Here is a 17,778-nt window from a genome sequence, read left to right as displayed (position 1 = left end):
ATGGCGGGGAAATATCTCATGCTCAAGCACTTGGTTGCTCCATCTCAGTCCCCGCCTAACATTTGCCGCCCATGAATTACCCCGAAAAGGCCCGCCGCGTCATCCAGCTCGAAATTGATGAGCTCCAGCGGCTGCATGCACGCATTGACGAATCCTTCGCCCAGGCCATCCAGCAGCTCCTCGCTGCTCTTGGCCGGAAGGGAAAGCTCATTGTCTGCGGCGTGGGCAAGAGCGGCAGCATCGGCCGGAAGCTCGCCGCCACCCTCAACAGCACCGGCGCCACCACCGTCCTCCTCAATGTCGGAGATGCCCTCCACGGCGACCTCGGCGTCATCGATCCGGGCGATCTCGCCATCATGCTCAGCTACAGCGGCGAAACCTCCGAGCTCCTGGACCTCCTGCCGCATCTGAAGCGCTTTGACGTTCCCATCATCGCCATCACCGGCGGCACCCAGTCCACCCTGGCCAGAAATGCGGAGGTCGTGCTCGATGTTCACGTCACCCAGGAGGCCTGCCCCCTGAACCTCGCCCCCACCTCCAGCACCACCACCATGCTCGTCCTCTGCGATGCCCTCGCCATGGCCCTGCTGGAGGCCCGTGGCTTCCAGTCCGAGGACTTCGCCCGCCTCCACCCCGGCGGCTCGCTCGGGCGTGCCCTCCTCACCCGCGTGAGCGATGTCATGCGCAGCGGCGATCAGCTCGCCGTCATCCGCCCGGACACGCCCGTCCGCGAGGCCCTCCAGGCCATGACCCGCGCCCGCAGCGGCGCCGCCATCGTCGCCCATCCGGACGGCGCCCTCGCCGGCGTCTTCACCCATGGCGACTTCGTCCGCGCGTTTCAGAAAGACAACGCCATCGCAGACAGGCCCGTCCGCGATTTCATGACTCCCCGCCCCGTCAGCATCCAGGCCGGCAGGCTCGCCGCCGAAGTCCTCGCCACCCTCGAGAAAAACCGCGTCGATGACATCGTCGTCGTCGATGACTCCGGCAGGCCTGTGGGCATGGTGGATACCCAGGACATCACCCGCCTCCGCCTCGTCTGAAGCGGTTAAAAATCCGTCACCTCTTTGTAGTGCCGCACCTTGTACCCGCGCTTGCGCATCAGCTCGATCAATCCCTTCTCAGACACCAGGTGCGCCGTGCCCACCAGCACCATCACCTTTTCTCCACGTTTCAGCATCGCCTCCAGCGGGTCCATCCAGGCCTCGTTCCGGTCCGTTAGAAAAAGGTTCGTCAGCTCAGGGTGGTTGTCCGCCTCCCGGAACAGCATGTCCTTCAGTTCATCCAGGCGCCCGTACTTCCAGGCCTTGATCATCTTTTCAAACTCCTGCTTCGCCGTGCTCACCTCCGCCAGCGTCTGTTCCAGAAATTCACTCTGCTGCTTTTCGTTCAGCGTGGTAAAAAGCTTGATCTGCATCTCCAGCGTCTCCAGCCCTTCCGCCGGTTTCCCGTCCTTCTTCGCCCGCGCTTCATAGTAGCTGTCCACCCCCAGTTCAGATTTCGCGTCCAGCGCTTCATATTCCGTGGAGGTGATCATCAGCGCCAGAAACCACGGCCGCAGCCGGTTCAGCGGAGCCGCGTTGAATTTGTGTGACGTCGCCCACTTCTTCACCTCTTCCCACGTCTCGTGGCTCACATGCGCCTCCAGCGAATCCTCTTTCGGGTAGATCCCCAGGTGCGACATCCGGTTCCCCAGTTCCGGGCTTGAGGTCGCTCCCGGCGGCAGTTCCAGCACCAGCTTCTTGGAGTTCGCATAGGCCGCCTCATAGGCCGGCGCCAGCGGGTAGTCCTTCTCACGCAGAGTATGGATCGCTCCGCACAGGTAGAGCCGGCCCCCGTTCGGTCCGTCCACCACCCACACACATCCGTCTCCTCCACCATCCGCCACAAACGCCCCCTCGCGGGCCTTGCCTCCCGCCTCCACCGGCTCGCGCCCGCACGCAGGCAGGCAAACGCACAGCGCCAGGGCAAGGAGGAAACGATAGATCGGCATCGCCCGACTCAAACACGCGCCAGCATCAGGATGCAACCCGGATGTGCGGTGATGATCCTCACCCCACCACCGCCCGCACCACGCTCCCATGCACATCCGTCAGCCGGAACTGCCTCCCCTGAAACCGGAACGTGAAACGCTCATGGTCGATGCCCAGCAGATGCATCAGCGTCGCCTGAAAATCGTGAACATGCACGCCGTCCCGCGCCACGCCAAAGCCAAACTCATCACTCTCGCCATACGTCATTCCTGCCTTCACACCGCCACCGGCCATCCACATCGTGAACACATACGGGTGGTGGTCCCGCCCCCACTGCTTCGTCTCCTCGATCTTCCCCTGCAAAAATGGCGTGCGCCCAAACTCCCCGCCCCAGATCACCAGCGTGTCCTCCAGCAATCCGCGTTGCTTCAGATCCTTCACCAGCGCCGCGCTCGGCGCATCCGTGTCCGTGCATTGAATCTTGAGCTGCGTGTTCAGGTTCCGGTGCTGGTCCCAGCCCGCATGCATCAGCTGCACAAAGCGCACGCCGCGCTCCGCCAGCCGCCGCGCCATCAGGCAGTTGTAGGCATAGCTGCCCTGCCGCATCACATCCGGGCCGTACATCTCCAGAATGTGCTTCGGTTCGTCCGAGAAATCCGTCAGCTCCGGCACGCTCGTCTGCATCTTGTACGCCATCTCGTATTGCGCGATCCGCGTGGCAATCTCCGGATCGCCAAACTCCTTCAGCTTCATCTCGTTCAGGCCCGCGATGCCGTCCAGAATCGTGCGCTTCACCCCCGGGCTCATCCCATCAGGATTGCTCAGGTACAAAACCGGATCGCCGCTGCCGCGAAACTTCACCCCCTGGTACTTCGACGGCAGAAACCCGCTGCCCCAGTAGAAGTCATAGAAAATCTGTCCGCAGCTCGCCTCCTTGTCGCGCGAGGTCATCACCACAAACGCCGGCAGGTCCTCCGCCTCGCTGCCCAGCCCGTAGCTCAGCCAGGAGCCGATCGCCGGCCTCCCCGCCTGCTCGCTCCCCGTCATGAAAAACGTGATCGCCGGCGCATGGTTCACCTGCGTCGTGTGCATCGACTTGATGAAGCACAGCTCGTCCGCTATCGCCGCCGTGCGCGGCAGGAAGTCGCTCACTGTCGCCCCGCTGCGGCCGTGGCGTGAAAAATTCGTGATCTCCCCCAGCAGCGGCCGCGCCGTCTGTCCGCCCGTCATCGTGCTGAAGCGCTTTCCCGCCACCACGCTGTCCGGGATCTGCGTGCCGTGCATCTTCTTCAGCATCGGCTTGTGATCAAACAGGTCCACATGCGAGGGCGCTCCATTCTGCAGCAGATAGATCACCCGCTTGGCCTTCGGCGCAAAATGCGGCAGCGCCGGCGCCATCGCATCCGGCATCTGCGCTCCCCATCCCTCCTTCGTCAGCAGCCCGCCCAGCGCCGCGCCGCCCATCCCCAGCGCCGTCTTCCCAAACAACGCACGGCGCGTCAGGTGCAGACGGTGGTCATCGAGCGGATGCATGGCGGAGCAGGGCAGGGCAGGGAAGTATCGCCTTCAGCGTCGCGGCTCTTTCAGGTACGCTTCCAGCGCCCGCGCCACCTGCGCGCCCACCACCCTGTAGTTCTCCGCCGTGCTCTGCGGCGTGTTCCAGGCCGTCTCCAGCGTGATCGAAATCGTCCCCTCCCCGCCATGCGCCCGTGCCCAGCCGCTGCTCATGCGCCCGCGCTCCTCCTCCGTCTTCACGTAGGTCGCGTACCGGTACTTCGGCTCCACCTTCAGCGGCCCTGTCAGATGCGCCGCCGCCAGATCCATCCACCGCTGGTAGTTGTCCCGCTGCACCCCCGTCATGCGCTCAAAGCCAAACGGGCCAAAGAAAAAAGGCGCGCGGTCCGAAGGGCCCGGATTGTGCAGATCCAAAAACACATCCAGCCCCCGCGTCGCCTGAATCTCCAAAAGCCGCTTCTGCGCCGCCGCCACCTCCGGATGATATGGCGCATCCGACCAGTCCCGGTTGTGATCCTGCGGCAGCGATTCCTTCCCGCCCGCCCCCAGCGTCACGTTGTCCACATCCATGATCGGAATGAAGTGCACGCAGCAGCGGCTGCGAAAATCCTTCGCCTCCGCACTCGCCAGCCATTCCACAAAGCCGCGTCCCACCCACGCTCCGCCTGCCTCCCACGCATGCTGCCGCGCGTTCACCCACACCTGCCGAGGCGCATCCGCCTTGCCAATTCGGATGCCGTTGACCGCACGCCCATCGCGTGTCTTCGCCAGTTCGAATCGCTCCGCCTCATCGCCCAGCGTCCTCTTCACCGCCGCCATCACGCTCTCGGCGGTGGCCGGTACAAACGGCGGCCCCCAGGCCAGCCACACGCTCGGCCCTTCCGCCTGCACTTGGTAAATGGCCACCTTCTCCGCCGTGCGTTCCGCCTTCGCCGTCTGCGTCCACGTCCTGCCATCCTGGCTCATCACCGCCTGGTCTGGCTGGCACCACGAGGCCGCCAGCACCGTCCCAGGACGAAAGGGCCGCGTCTGCCCCTGCACCTCCAGCGTGATCTTCTGCCCCGTCTTGGTGCCGTCCAGCCTGAAGAACCACCAGCACGGCCAGCCCCGCCCCTCATGCAGCGCCGGCATGATCCGCAGCCGCGCCGCCTCCTGGTCCAGCGTCACCACCTCCGCATTGCCTCCCTCAAAGTCCGTGACCACCCGCAGCTCCGCATGGGCGGCAACGCCCCCCAAGACCAGAAAAAATAGTGCTTTCATCACGAAGCCAAAGAACGGTATGATCAGGCCAGTCTGCGCATGAAACCTTTGCTGCCGCTGATTCTTTTCGCTTCAGGCCTCTCCATGCAGGCGGCTGAACCTGCCGAGCTTAAGATGTGGCGTGTCGTCCCCGGCCGCATGCAGCCGTCTTCAAAGGAGACGGAAAATTTCATTCGCGCCTTGGCTGGCAGCGCAGCCGTCACCGGCATTGCCGAGCCCACCCTCACCATCCATCGTCCAAAGACACCGAATGGCGCCAGCGTCATCGTGGTGCCGGGCGGCGGCTACGCCTTTCTCTCCTCCATGCAGCAGTGCACGCAGGCCTGCGAATGGCTCAACAGCCTCGGCATCACCTCCGTCTTGCTGAAGTATCGCACGCCGACTCGTGATGAAGTCGCTCCGTACGACAAGCCCGTGCAGGATGCCCTGCGTGCCGTCGCCATCATACGGGACAATGCTCATGCGTGGAAGCTGGATCCCAAACGCGTCGGCTTGCTCGGTTTTGGCGCGGGCGGCACCCTGCTCTCCCATGTCCTCTGCGACCGCGCCTGGCAGAATCAGCGGCCGGATTTTGGCATCATGATTTACGGTGACGCTGCCGCGGATCCCACCGAGCCCCCTCCCCTCGGCGAAACTTTCAGCGTGCCGGCAGACGTTCCCCCGGTTTTCATGGCCTGCACTCATGGCAGGGAGCGGGCCTTCCTCGCTTTGACGGCGCTGCAGGCAGCCTGCGCCCAGCAGCACGTTGCCTCCCAGCTTCACCTTTTCTCCGAGCGCGCCGTCGGTTTCGAACTGCGCAGGCCGGGCGCGTCGGCGGCAGGCTGGCCTCAGCACTGCGCTCAGTGGCTCGATGACATGGGCTGGCTTCCTTCCGTGGCAAAGGTGGATGCACAGATCGAACAACTTGAGAAAAAGATGAAGCAGGAGCTGCTGCCGTCTCTGAAGAAGTTGATGATCTGCGGCAACAACGGCTTGCCTGAACTCACCGAAAAGATCAAAGGCGCCAGGTCCGAACTCCTCCAGGCAGAGCAGACGGATGACACAGCCCAGAGCAGCAGGACTCCGCCGGCAGATTGCGCAGGACGAGCTTTCGCTCGCCAAAGGGGAAGCCGCGGAAAAAGAGCGTTCGCGTCTGTGGAACCAGCTCTCGAAAGAGGTCGAAACAACCCGCGCAGCCATTGAAAAGCTCAAGTCCGAACGTGCCCGCGTCGTCCAGTTGCTGGCAGACAGCCAGTGGCCTTGAGACTTGCCAGAGTCGGCCTTCATCGCGTTAAATGCACCCATGAAACCGCTTCTTCTCCTGCTCATCGTCCCGGCATGCCTCTGCGCCGCAGATCCCATCGAGATCAAGCTCTGGCCAGATGGCCCTCCCGGCCAGATGCTCCCGCATTCCAAGGCCACCGAGGACTTCATCCGCACCAAGGCTGGCAAAAACACCGTCACTGACATCCTTGATCCCACCATCACGGTCTATCGTCCCGAAAAGCCCAATGGCACCAGCATCATCGTCGCCCCGGGCGGTGGCTACGTCTTCCTCTCCGCCGTTCACGAAGGCACGCAGGTCTGCGAGTGGCTGAACACCCTCGGTGTCACTGGCATCCTTCTGAAATACCGCACGCCCACCCGCGATGAACCCGCCCCGCACGAAAAGCCCGTGGCCGATGCCGCGAAGGCCATCTCGCTCGTCCGCGAGCAGGCCAAAGAATGGAACCTGGATCCAAACCGCATCGGGCTCCTGGGTTTCAGCGCCGGCGGAAACCTTTTGGCACACATCGCCTGTGATCGCGCCACCCAGGCCGCGCTGCCAAATTTCGGCATCATGATCTACGGCGGCGGCTTCGTGGACTTCAAAGACCCCGCCAAACTCAAGGAGGGCTTCACCGTGCCAAAGGATGCCCCGCCCATGTTCCTCGCCTGCGCCCACGACGACGGCCAGAACCCCGCCGCCGCCGCGGTGCTCTATCTTGAGTACAAAAAGCTCGGCATCCCCTGCGAACTCCACCTCTTCACCAAAGGCGGCCACGGCTTCGGCATGCGCGACAACAAGCAGCCCATCAACGCCTGGCCCCAGCGCTGCGCCGAATGGATGGCCGCGATGGGATGGCTGCCCACTCCGTTGGATGCCCAAATCAAGCAGCTCCAGTCAAAGCTTGCCTGGATTCTTCAGACTGCTGAAAAAGGTCTTCCCGGAGAGGTCTGCAGTTACGAATGGTCGCTTGTCGGTCAATACAAGAGAGGGCTTGAGGAATCCCGTGCGGCGGGAAAAAAGAACGAAGCCGCCAGATTCGAAAAGCTTTTGGCCGAGCAGAAGAAATGGATTGAGGAAGAATTGAAGCCGAAGCCGATCAAGATCGAGAGCCTCGCCGATGATCTATCTCGGATCAGGAACCAAATCGCCAAACTTGAGGCCGAACGTGACTGGCTCCGTGCCACCCAGGCCCGGCCTCAATCGCCCTGACCCCTGCAAGACACCACAATCGTCCGCTTACTCTCTACCATGAAGCCCCTTCTCCTCTCCCTTCTCCTCACCTCCTCCCTCGCCGCCGCTGATCTTTCGTCGGTCGTCAAACAGGAGCTTTCCTCCCTCGTCACCCTCTACAAAGAGCTCCACACCAGTCCTGAACTCTCCCTTCATGAAACCGAAACCGCCGCTCGCATCGCCAAAGAGCTGCGAGACGCCGGTCTCGAAGTCACAGAAAACGTCGGCGGCCACGGCGTTGTCGGCGTGCTGAAAAACGGCGAAGGCCCCGTCATCCTCGTCCGCACAGATCTCGATGCCCTCCCCGTCAAAGAAGTCACCGGCCTCCCCTACGCCAGCACCAAAGTCGTGAAGGATGATCTCGGCCGCGAGGTGAACGTCATGCACGCCTGCGGCCATGACATGCACATGGCCAGCTTCATCGGCACCGCCCGCGCGCTCTCCAAACTCAAAGACCAGTGGCAGGGCACCGTCGTCATGATCGGCCAGCCCGCCGAAGAGCGCGTCCTCGGCGCACGCTTCATGCTCCGCGCCGGCCTCTTCTCCAAATTCCCCAAGCCCGACAAAGCCGTCGCCCTTCACTGCTCCTCAGACATGGCCCACGGCCAGGTCGGCATCGTCGAAGGCTTCGCCCTCGCCAATGTGGACTCCGTCGAAATCGTCGTCAAAGGCGTCGGCGGTCACGGCTCCATGCCGCATCTGTGCAAGGACCCCATCGTCCTCTCATCGCAGATCGTCCTCGCCCTGCAGACCATCGTCAGCCGCGAAGTCCGCCCCGGAGATCCCGCCGTCATCACCGTCGGCAGCATCCACGGCGGCACTAAGAGCAACATCATTTCCGAAGAAGTGCGCCTGCAGCTCACCCTCCGCAGCTACAAGAAGGAGACCCGCCAGCACCTCATCGACTCCATCAAGCGCATCGTCAAAGCCCAGGCCGAGTCCGCCAGCATGCCCGCGGACAAAATGCCCGAGGTCCTCGTCTCCGATGACAGCGCCACCGCTCTCTACAATCAGCCCGAGCTCTGCCAGGAAGTGCGCAAATACATCGGCGCCGCCATCGGTGCGGACAATGTTCTCGCCCGCGAGCCCGTCATGGGCGCCGAGGACTTTTCCGAATACGGCATGACCAAGGACAAAGTCCCCCTCTGCATGTTCTGGCTCGGCACCCAGCCCCCGGCTCTCGTGGCCTCCGCCAAGGCCAAAGGCACCTCTCTCCCCTCCCTCCATTCACCGCTTTTCAAGCCCGTCCCCGAGCCCACCCTCGAAACCGGCGTCACCGCCATGACTTCAACGGTGATCGGCCTCCTGAAAAAATGATGCGCGCCACAGGGCTGGTAGGGCACCGCTGCGCCGGGGCCGAAGCTTCGGGTCTCTCGCATCGCGGGCGCTGAAAAAGGTGCGCCGTCCTTGCAGCGTCGAAAGGCAGGGGCTCCGCGGCTTCTGGCACGAAGATTTGCAGGCATGATGCTGTCGCCGCCGTTCATTGCACTCGGAGCCGCCCAATCCTCCGCGCTTGCGCGCTGCCGCATAGCCTCCTTCTCCACCGCGAACCGTATCATGCACGAATACCTGAAACAGGCCTGATTCTAGGTGCGCAGAGGCACTGCGTTTGGTGCGTCGCACTGAGATTCCGGCACATCTGCAATCAAAAATCGATGGCTCATCAACGTGTTCTCCGAAGCTCGCAGAGCGAAGGATGAATCGTCAATCAAGCACACCCCAGGTACCCGAAAGCACATCGAGCCGCGAAAAATGGAAGACCGCTGAACATTCGAGTTCTGTCCCTTCCCCTCGACCTTCCTGCGACACCCGCTCCCGACCTGTTTTCAACTGTTTGTGGCCTCACTTCCGGCTCAGCTTGTAAAACAGCCAGCCGCCCATCCCCAGGAAGATCACATTCGGCAGCCACATGATCAGGTGCGGCATCGCCGCCGGCTTGTCATTGAGCGTGTCCGCCAGAATAATAAACACAATGTAAACCGTGGCCGTGATCAGGCTCAGCGCAAAGCCGGACGAAGTCTCGCGCCTCTGCGCCGTCACCCCCAGCGGAATGCCCACCAGCGCAAACGTGATGCAGGCCAGCGAAAAGCTGTAGCGCTTGTTCAGCTCCGTTAGAGACAGGGATCGCGTGACAGGCGTCAGTGCCTCGCCGGTCACGGTGTCCTTCCAGGTGCTCACCTCTTCGGCCAGCGCGCTGGTCGTCTTCATGCTCGCATTCACCCGCACCACGTCCTTCTGCATTTCGGACAACGAAAGTTTCAGCCATTGCGTCTTGAACGAGGACCCTTCGGACGAACCGTTCTGTGAACCCTTGTCCTTTTCCTTTTCCTTTTCCTTGTCCTTGTCCTGACCGGGAAGAAGTTCTGCCGTCGTGCCTTCCATTTCCATCAGCAGATCCATCGATCCGGGCGCGGTATGCAGCGTGGCCTTCTTGGCGTGGATGTAATTGATGGCATTCGCATCCTTCAGCATGATGATGTGCAGGTCCGTCAGCGTCTTGTCATGCCGCTTGCTGGTGTAAATGCGGTAGCCCGGCACGCGGTCCAGCACCTGGCCCTCTTGAAACAGCGTTTCAGGGTTTTTCACCGCCACCTGGTAAAACAGCCGCTTCATGCGGTCCTTCGCCGCCGGCGCCAGGCTCACGTTCACCCACAGGCAGATCCCGCTCAGCGCGACGGCGAGCACAAAGACCGGCGCGCAGATGCGCGGCATGGACATGCCCGTCATGCGCAGGGACACCAGCTCGTTGTCCGCGGACAGCCGCCCAAACACCAGCAAAATGCCCGTCAGAAAGGCCCACGGAATCGTGAAAATCAGCGAAAACGGAATCACCAGCATCACAAACTCCGCGATCACGGAGAGAGGCAGCTCCGTGTTGCCCAGCAGCTGGTCCAGCTTCTTGTACACATTCCCCAGCACCATCACGCCGCTGAGCAGCGCCACGCCGATCAGCGTGGCTGATGCGACCTGGCGGCCAAGATAGCGGTCAAAAATGCGCGGAAACATGCGGGCGGTCAGGCTAGCAGGCCTTCACCATCCGGCAAGTAGCACGGGCATTTTGCCTTTGGATACAACGATCAGTTGAAAACAGGTCTGTACCTTGGCAGACGGTCGAGGTGCCTGCAATAAGCCGACGTCCACCTCTTGAGGGGAAGGGCAACGGCCTTCCGTATCATAGCGAAGGGATGCCGGGCCTCAGCAAGGCTTCCCTGGTACCGATGGCTCCGGTCCGGAAAGCAAACCGGGCATTCCGCCACACCGAGCGTCCACCAGAAGCCTGCCCTTTCGAATAACGACACCGCAGAGGTGGAAACGCCGCAGCTCTGGAGCGCAGCGGAAGCAGGCGAAGCCAATTTTTCAGAATGGGACCCAGAAGAAATCTCTGCGGCGTTCCAGCCTCTGCGGTGCAAGTCTCCGGCCATTCCTTTGCCCCTTCATTCCTTTGCCAAAAAACAGCGCTCCCTTTCTCGAACTGCCTCCGCCGTTACTCTCTGTTCCACAATCGAGTCGTCTTCAGTTCCGATGCTTCGTAGCACGAAGTGCGAAGAACGGGCGTCTTCCATACGCTCCGCCATGCGCCTGGGACTCCGCAGCTCCAGCGCAGTCGAGCAAGCCCCGCCTTACTGGGAGCGCCGGTTTTTAACCGGCTCTGGGTGCCGCTCCGCTTGCAGTTGAGCACCGAACTTCTCACCACAGACCCATTTTCAAATGATCGTGCTCTAAAACCTTCCTTCCTCCCAAATCCCCCCCCACGACCGACCGCCTCCGAAATCAAAAATCGAAAATCGAAAATCGATTGCTCATCAATCCTCCGCTTCCCCCAAGCTCCTCAATCCCCCACACCCCCGCACATTCAAAAACCTCCCACACCGAGCGTCCACCAGCAGCCTGCCCTTCGTAGCACGAAGTGCGAAGAACGGGCGTCTTCCATACGCTCCGCCATGCGCCTGGGACTCCCCAGCTCCAGCGCAGTCGAGCAAGCCCCGCCGTACTGGGAGCGCCGGTTTTTAACCGGCTCTGGGTGCCGCTCCGCTTGCAGTTGAGCACCGAACTTCTCACCACAGACCCATTTTCAAATGATCGTGGTATAAAACCTTCCTTCACCCCAAATCCCCCCACGACCCACCGCCTCCGAAATCAAAAATCAAAAAGCGAAAATCGATTGCTCATCAATCCTCCGCTTCCCACAAGCCCCTCAATCCCCCACACCCCCGCACATTCAAAAACCCCCACCCTCCGCCAAATCATAAATCATAAATCATAAATCATAAATTCCCCACCCCTAAACCACCGCCTTCTTCACCTTCCCAAAATCCGTCCCCAGAAACCTCTTCGCCAGGTTTTCCGCCTGCTCCGAATGGTCCGTCAGGTAAATGTCCAGCGTCGGCTTGCTCTTCGTCGTCCGCAGCAGCCCGTCCTGCTCCAGCTTCGCCTTCACATGCGCCGCGCAGGTGCTTGCGGAGTCCACCAGCCTCACCTTCTGCCCCAGCATCCGCTTCAGCACCGGCACCAGCAGCGGGTAGTGCGTGCAGCCCAGCACCAGCGTGTCGATCCCCTTGTCCAGCATCGGCTTCAAATACTCCCGCAGCACCGACTTCAGCGCCGGGTGGTCCGTCCACCCCTCCTCCACAAACGGCACCAGCAGCGGCGTCGCTTTCGCCTCAATCAAAACATCCGGCCTCCTCATCGCGATCTCATGCTGATACGCATGGCTGCGGATCGTCCCCGCCGTGCCGATGATCCCCACCCGCTCGCAGCTCGAATCCGACAGCGTCGCCTCCACCCCCGGCCCCAGCACTCCGATCACCGGCACCCGAAACGTCGCCTGCAGCACCGGCAGCGCATGCGCCGTCGCCGTGTTGCACGCCACCACCACCGCCTTCACCCCGTGGGAAACCAGGAACTGCGTGTCCTCCATCGAAAACCTCCGGATCGTGTCCGGCGACTTCGACCCATACGGCACCCGCGCCGTGTCCCCCAGATACACCATCGACTCATTCGGCAGCAGATCCCTCAGCGCCCTCACCACCGTCAGCCCCCCCACCCCGGAATCAAAAACACCGAGAGGACTGCTGGAGGTGACCGGAGAACTCATGGCTGGCATCAACTGTTCCGCGTAATCTCCACGATCACCGCCTTCTGCGCATGCAGCCGGTTCTCCGCCTGCTCAAAAATCAAATCCGCATGCGCCTCCATCACTTCATCCGTGATCTCCTTGCCGCGATACGCCGGAAGGCAGTGCATCACGATGGCACCGGGCTTGGCATGCTTCATCAGCGCGTCATTGATCTGCCAGGGCTTCAGCGCCTCGATGCGGTCCGCGCTCTCCGCCTCCTTGCCCATGCTCACCCACACGTCCGTGTAAACCACGTCGCAGCCCTTCACCGCTTCCGCGGGATCATCCACAATGCGGATCGTCTTCGCCGGCACCCGCTGCATGAAGCTCTCCTGCGGCTGAAACGCCTTCGGCGCGCCGATCACCAGCTCAAAGCCCAGGTGCACGGACGCCCAGATCCACGAGCGCGCCATGTTGCAGTCGCCATCGCCCAGAAAGCAGATGCGTTTGCCCTGCCATCCGCCCAGGCGCTCCTTGATCGTCTGCAGATCCGCCAGCACCTGGCACGGGTGCTCGTCATCCGTCAGCGCATTGATCGTCGGAATCCCGCTGTACTGCGCAAAGTCCACCACATCCTGCTGTGCAAAGGTGCGGATCACCGCGCCGTGAATCATCCGCCCCATCACCCGCGCCGTGTCCTTGATCGGCTCCCCGCGGCCCAGTTGAATGTCCGCGCTGGAAAGAAACATCACCGAGCCGCCCAGCTCACGGATCCCCACTTCAAAGCTCACCCGCGTGCGGGTCGAGGACTTGCTGAAAATCAGCGCCCACTGCTGCCCGGTCAGCACCTGTGGCGAGGCCTTGCGGTCTTTCTTCAGCTCGCAGGCCAGGTCAATGATCCGCCCGATTTGTTCCGGCGTCAGTTCTTCGATGGAAAGCAGATGATTCATATCGTGGCAAATTCTATGCGAGCTGATCCAGCACGCTCTTGAAAAGGGTCAGCCCCTCGGCGGCATGGGCTTCCGTGATGTTCAGCGGCGAAAGCCAGCGCACCACATTCGGTCCCGCAGGCGTCACCATCATGCCCGCATCCAGCAGTTTCTGGGCGAGGAAAATGGAAGGCAGCTTGCCGCCGGACTTCGCGGAGATCGCCTCCGCATTCAGTTCAAAGCCGATGAACAGCCCGAGCTGCCGCACCTCCTTGATCAGCACATGATTCCACCCGCAGGCAGCGGCGGCGATGGCAGCCCCCCGCGCCTTCGCATGGTCGCACAGCTTCTCGTCCAGAATCGTCCGCAGCGTCGCAATCCCCACCGCGCACGCCAGCGGCGATCCGCCATACGTCGTGCCATGCGTCCCAGGCCCCAGCGTCTTGCTCAGGTCGCGCCGGTCATTCACCCAGAAGGAGCCCAGCGGGAAACCACTGCCGATCGCCTTGGCCCAGCTGATGCCATCCGGCTGAATCTCATCTCCCGGCACGATGCTGCGCCATCCCGCCATCTCGCCCGCACGGCCAAAACCGCACTGCACTTCATCCAGCAGCAGCAGCAGGTCGTTCTCCCGGCACAGCCGCTGCGCCGCGCGCAGAAACTCCGGCGTCACCGCATTCACCCCGCTCTCGCCCTGGATCGGTTCCATCAAAATGGCCACCGTGCTTTCCGTGATCGCCGCTTCCAGCGCTGCGATGTCATTGAACGGCGAATACACAAACCCCGGCGGCAGCGGCCCAAAGCCGCCATGGATCTTCTCCTGCGCCGTCGCCGTCATCGCCCCAAACGTGCGCCCATGAAACGATCCCGTGAAGGTGATGATCTCATACCGTCCGCCCGTCTGCTGCCCGTGCTTCCGCGCCAGCTTGATCAGCCCTTCATTCGCCTCCGCTCCGCTGTTGCAGAAGAAGCATTTTCCAGGAATGCCCACGCACTCCTCCACCAAAATCCGCGCCAGCTCCGCCTGCTTGTCGATGCAGTACCAGTTCGACACATGGATCAGCGTGTTCGCCTGCTCCGTCAGCGCCTTCACCACCGGTGGCGGGCAGTGCCCCAGCGGGCACACAGCGACTCCGCCCGCAAAGTCCAGATACTTCTTCCCATCCCGGTCCCACACATACGGCCCCTCGCCACGCACAGGCCACACATCGTAACGACCGTAGTTCGGCAGGACGAATTCCTGCATCAGTTGATCACTCGTTCTCATCTCAGCATTACAAATGGATTTCAGTACCGATCCCGCCGTCGGTGAAGATTTCGAGAATCAGCGCATGCGGCAGCCGTCCATCGATGAGATGCACCTTGCCCACGCCGCCGCGCAGCGAATCCAGCGAAGAGTCCACCTTCGGAATCATCCCGCCGCTGATGATGCCTTCCGCCTTCAGCTTGGAAATAGACGCCTCGTCCAGGCTCGGAATCAGCGTGTTGTCATCCTTGGGGTCGCGCATCACGCCGCGCACATCGCTCAGAAAGATCAGCTTCGTCGCCTTCAGCCGCTTCGCCAGCCCGCAGGCCGCCAGGTCCGCGTTCACATTCAGCGTTTTTCCAGAGGCCAGCTCGCGCGCCACGGGAGAAACCACCGGCACAAACTCTCCCGCCACCGCCGCTTGAATCAGTCCCAGCTTGCAGTCATTCACCTCGCCCACCCATCCAAGATCGCCCTTCATCTTCTCACCCAGAAACACCTCCGTTCCAGGAATGCCCACGGCCTTGCCGCCAAAGGCGTTGATCTTTCCTACGATCTCCGGGTTGATCACCCGCGCCAGCGTCTCTTCCACGATCTTGATCGTCTCATCGTCCGTCACCCGCATGCCGTTGATAAATTTCGCCTGCAGTCCCGACTCCGTCATCGCCTTGGAGATCGCCTTGCCGCCTCCATGCACGATCACCGGATTGATCCCCACCGCTTCCAGGAAAACCACATCGCGCAGAAACGAATCCACCTGCACCGGGTCCTCCATCGCGCTGCCGCCCACCTTGATCAGAAACGTGCAGCCCCGAAAGCTTTGCATGTACGGCAGGGCTTCAAGCAGTACGGCGGATTTGGTGATTTGAGCGTCGAGAGGATTCATCGCGGATGAATGGGAAAGCGGGACCGCCATCAGGCGAAGCCCTTCTGGCGTTTCGCGTGCACGGCGGCGGAATATTCCGCGCTGTTGAAGTCCACGTATTCTTCGGACAGGTCGCTGGTGTAAACAGTGTACCCGCTCGTGCCGAGGTTGAGATCGATCGTGACGGTGAACTTCGGCTCCTTCACCACCTTCTCCAGCTCGCTCACCGGCGTGTGGTTGGCCAGCCCGCCCTTGCACGCCTGCAGCCCGCCGAAGTAGATGTCGATCAGTTCTTCACGAATGCGCGCGCCGGAGTACCCCACCGCGTGAATGATTCGCCCCCAGTTCGGGTCGCAGCCATGGAAGGAGCACTTCACCAGCAGCGACTTCGCCACCGTCTCGGCCACCTTGCGCGCGTCTCCCAGCGTGCGCGCATTGCGCACCCGGATCTCCACAAACTTCGTCACCCGCTCGCCGTCGCACACGATCATCTTCGCCAGCTCCAGCATCACCTTGTGCAGCGCGCAGCGGAAGAGCTCCGCCTCCGGCGAATTCTTTTTGATCGTCGGCGCGTCGGCCTGCCCGTTGCTCATCACGATCACCGTGTCGTTCGTGCTCGTGTCGCCGTCGATGGTGATGCAGTTGAAGCTCTTCTCCACCGCATAGCACATGGAGCGGTGCAGCTCGTCCTTGCCGATCTTGGCGTCCGTCGTGATGAAACACAGCATCGTCGCCATGTTCGGGCAGATCATCCCCGCGCCTTTGGCAATGCCGCCGATGCGGAAGCTCCCTTTGCCGCACGGCACATCCACCGCAAAAGTCTTCGGCCGCGTGTCGCTCGTCATGATCGCCCGCATCGCGTCATCCGAGCCGTCGGCCTTCAGCTTCGCCACCGCCTCCGGCACTTTCACAATCACTCGCTCAATCGGCATCTGCATCCCGATGATCCCCGTGGAGCACACCAGCACCTGCCGCATTTTCACCCCCAGCTCCTCCGCCACCGCCTTGGTCATGGCTTTGGCGTCCTGGATGCCCTGCACGCCCGTGCAGGCGTTGGCGTTGCCGCTGTTCGCGATGATCGCGCGCGTGTCACTCTCTTTGATATGCTGCTGGCTCACCCGCACGCACGCCGCGCGCACCTTGTTCGTCGTGAAGACCGCATCCGTGGTGGTCGGCGTGTCTGAAACAATGAGCGCCAGATCCAGCCGCGTGGCCTCGGGGTTCTTGATGCCGCAGGTCACGGCGCTGGCGCGGAAGCCCTTCGCGGCGGTGACACCGCCTTCGATGACTTTAAAGGAGACGCGGCATTCGCGTTCGTCGTGTGCTTTGGTCGCCATGGGAGTTAGACGTACAACAGTCCTGCGGTGGCCTCAAAACCGCAGATCAGGTTCATGTTTTGTACGGCCTGGCCGGAGGCGCCTTTGCCGATGTTGTCTTCCGTGCTCATCAGAATGAGCTGGCCCGCCCGCGCATCGTAGGACCAGCCGATGTCCACGAAATTGGTGCCGGTGACGTTTTTGGTGTCGGGAGACTGGTTCACCCCCAGCAAACGCACGAAGGGGGCCGAATCGTAGGCCGAATGCAGCGCGGCGCTGATTTGTTCCACCGTCACTCCGGGCTGCAATTGCGCAAAGGTCGTCGTGCAGATGCCCGAATGCGTGGGCATCAGGTGCGGCACAAAGGACAGCTTCACCTCCCGCCCCGCCGCCAGCGCCAGCTCCTGGCCTATCTCGCTCAGGTGCCGGTGCAAAGGCACGCTGTAGCTCCGCACGCTGTTCTGCACCTCGCAGAAGAGCAGGGGGATGCTCTCTTTCCGCCCGGCGCCGCTCGCGCCGCTCATGCTCGCCACCGCCAGCGGGCTCTCCGCCAGCAGCCCCGCCTTCAGCAGGGGAATCAGCGGCAGCAGGATGCTCGTCGGGTAGCACCCCGGGCACGCGATGAGCCTCGCACCCTGGATCTGCTCCGCCCGCACTTCCGGCAGCGCATACACCGCCTCGTCCAGCAGCTCCGGCGCCGGATGCGCATGTCCGTAAAATTCTTCATACAGCGCCGCGCTCCGCAGCCGGAAGTCCGCGCTCAGGTCGATCACCTTCAGCCCCAGCTCCAGCAGCGGCTTGGCATACTCCGCCGCCACTCCATGCGGCACCGCCAGAAAGGCGATCTCCGCACCTGCCGCCTTCAGCGCCGCCGCATCAGGCACGGTAAAGTTCAGTTTGTCCGCCACTCCCACCCCGCGAAACCGCGGGAATTCTTTAGACAAGGCCTTGCCCGCCAGCGAGCGCGAGGTCACCGCCACCAGCTCCACATTCGGGTGCCGCAGCAGCAGGCGCAGCAGCTCGGCTCCAGAATATCCACTGGCTCCGACGACGGCGACTTTGACAGGTGCTGACATAAATAAATGCGGGGGGCGGAGTATGGGATGTCATGGGGGCCGTGCAACCCGGAAAAAGAGCAT

The 17,778-nt window shown here is 62.2% G+C and carries 14 protein-coding genes; 4 read left to right on the top strand and 10 right to left on the bottom strand.

Going from position 1 to position 17,778, the window contains the following annotated elements; translation table 11 throughout:
- Positions 1-71 precede the first annotated feature (71 nt).
- A complete protein-coding gene (locus tag ACILSQ_RS22810) occupies positions 72-1,043 on the top strand; it encodes an SIS domain-containing protein (protein WP_395745980.1) in 972 nt (323 codons plus the stop codon).
- Positions 1,044-1,048: 5 nt separating this feature from the next.
- Here ACILSQ_RS22810 and ACILSQ_RS22805 read toward each other — a convergent pair whose 3' ends face one another.
- From ACILSQ_RS22805 to ACILSQ_RS22795, 3 genes are read right to left on the bottom strand one after another with little or no spacing between them, the layout of a single operon-like run.
- Entirely contained in the window at positions 1,049-1,993 is a 945-nt protein-coding gene (locus ACILSQ_RS22805; RefSeq protein ID WP_395745979.1) for a TraB/GumN family protein, read from the bottom strand.
- A gap of 58 nt (positions 1,994-2,051) precedes the next feature.
- A complete protein-coding gene (locus ACILSQ_RS22800) occupies positions 2,052-3,506 on the bottom strand; it encodes a DUF1501 domain-containing protein (RefSeq protein WP_395745978.1) in 1,455 nt (484 codons plus the stop codon).
- 33 nt (positions 3,507-3,539) lie between these two features.
- Positions 3,540-4,748 (bottom strand): M14-type cytosolic carboxypeptidase, encoded by a 1,209-nt coding sequence (locus ACILSQ_RS22795; RefSeq protein ID WP_395745977.1) that lies wholly within the window; start codon positions 4,746-4,748, stop codon positions 3,540-3,542.
- A gap of 39 nt (positions 4,749-4,787) precedes the next feature.
- Here ACILSQ_RS22795 and ACILSQ_RS22790 point away from each other — a divergent pair, with 39 nt between their 5' ends.
- The 3 genes from ACILSQ_RS22790 (at position 4,788) to ACILSQ_RS22780 (ending at position 8,544) form a co-directional block, all read left to right on the top strand.
- On the top strand, positions 4,788-5,930 hold the full coding sequence (locus ACILSQ_RS22790; RefSeq protein ID WP_395745976.1) for an alpha/beta hydrolase: 1,143 nt from the start codon (positions 4,788-4,790) through the stop codon (positions 5,928-5,930).
- Positions 5,931-6,030: 100 nt separating this feature from the next.
- Entirely contained in the window at positions 6,031-7,206 is a 1,176-nt protein-coding gene (locus tag ACILSQ_RS22785) for an alpha/beta hydrolase (RefSeq protein WP_395745975.1), read from the top strand.
- Between the two features lie 39 nt (positions 7,207-7,245).
- Positions 7,246-8,544: an amidohydrolase gene (locus ACILSQ_RS22780; RefSeq protein WP_395745974.1), complete on the top strand. Its 1,299-nt coding sequence runs from the start codon at positions 7,246-7,248 to the stop codon at positions 8,542-8,544.
- 525 nt (positions 8,545-9,069) lie between these two features.
- On the opposite strand, the gene ACILSQ_RS22775 is transcribed toward ACILSQ_RS22780, so the two are convergent.
- The 7 genes from ACILSQ_RS22775 to argC all read right to left on the bottom strand — a co-directional run bounded on the left by ACILSQ_RS22775 (position 9,070) and on the right by argC (position 17,715).
- Positions 9,070-10,233: an LptF/LptG family permease gene (locus tag ACILSQ_RS22775; protein ID WP_395745973.1), complete on the bottom strand. Its 1,164-nt coding sequence runs from the start codon at positions 10,231-10,233 to the stop codon at positions 9,070-9,072.
- Positions 10,234-11,509: 1,276 nt separating this feature from the next.
- On the bottom strand, positions 11,510-12,322 hold the full coding sequence (gene murI / locus ACILSQ_RS22770) for a glutamate racemase (RefSeq protein ID WP_395745972.1): 813 nt from the start codon (positions 12,320-12,322) through the stop codon (positions 11,510-11,512).
- 8 nt (positions 12,323-12,330) lie between these two features.
- Positions 12,331-13,233, bottom strand: coding sequence for an ornithine carbamoyltransferase (gene argF, locus ACILSQ_RS22765; protein ID WP_395745971.1), 903 nt, complete (start codon positions 13,231-13,233; stop codon positions 12,331-12,333).
- A gap of 13 nt (positions 13,234-13,246) precedes the next feature.
- Positions 13,247-14,479: an aspartate aminotransferase family protein gene (locus tag ACILSQ_RS22760; RefSeq protein ID WP_395745970.1), complete on the bottom strand. Its 1,233-nt coding sequence runs from the start codon at positions 14,477-14,479 to the stop codon at positions 13,247-13,249.
- A gap of 7 nt (positions 14,480-14,486) precedes the next feature.
- Entirely contained in the window at positions 14,487-15,344 is an 858-nt protein-coding gene (argB, locus tag ACILSQ_RS22755; protein ID WP_395745969.1) for an acetylglutamate kinase, read from the bottom strand.
- Between the two features lie 29 nt (positions 15,345-15,373).
- Complete coding sequence (gene argJ / locus ACILSQ_RS22750; RefSeq protein ID WP_395745968.1) at positions 15,374-16,660, bottom strand: bifunctional glutamate N-acetyltransferase/amino-acid acetyltransferase ArgJ; 1,287 nt, start codon at positions 16,658-16,660, stop codon at positions 15,374-15,376.
- A gap of 5 nt (positions 16,661-16,665) precedes the next feature.
- On the bottom strand, positions 16,666-17,715 hold the full coding sequence (gene argC, locus ACILSQ_RS22745; protein ID WP_395745967.1) for an N-acetyl-gamma-glutamyl-phosphate reductase: 1,050 nt from the start codon (positions 17,713-17,715) through the stop codon (positions 16,666-16,668).
- Between the last annotated feature and the right edge of the window lie 63 nt (positions 17,716-17,778).

The sequence above is a fragment of the Prosthecobacter sp. genome (assembly GCF_044227185.1).
Taxonomy (GTDB): domain Bacteria; phylum Verrucomicrobiota; class Verrucomicrobiia; order Verrucomicrobiales; family Verrucomicrobiaceae; genus Prosthecobacter.
This window is presented reverse-complemented; position numbering and strand designations above follow the sequence as displayed.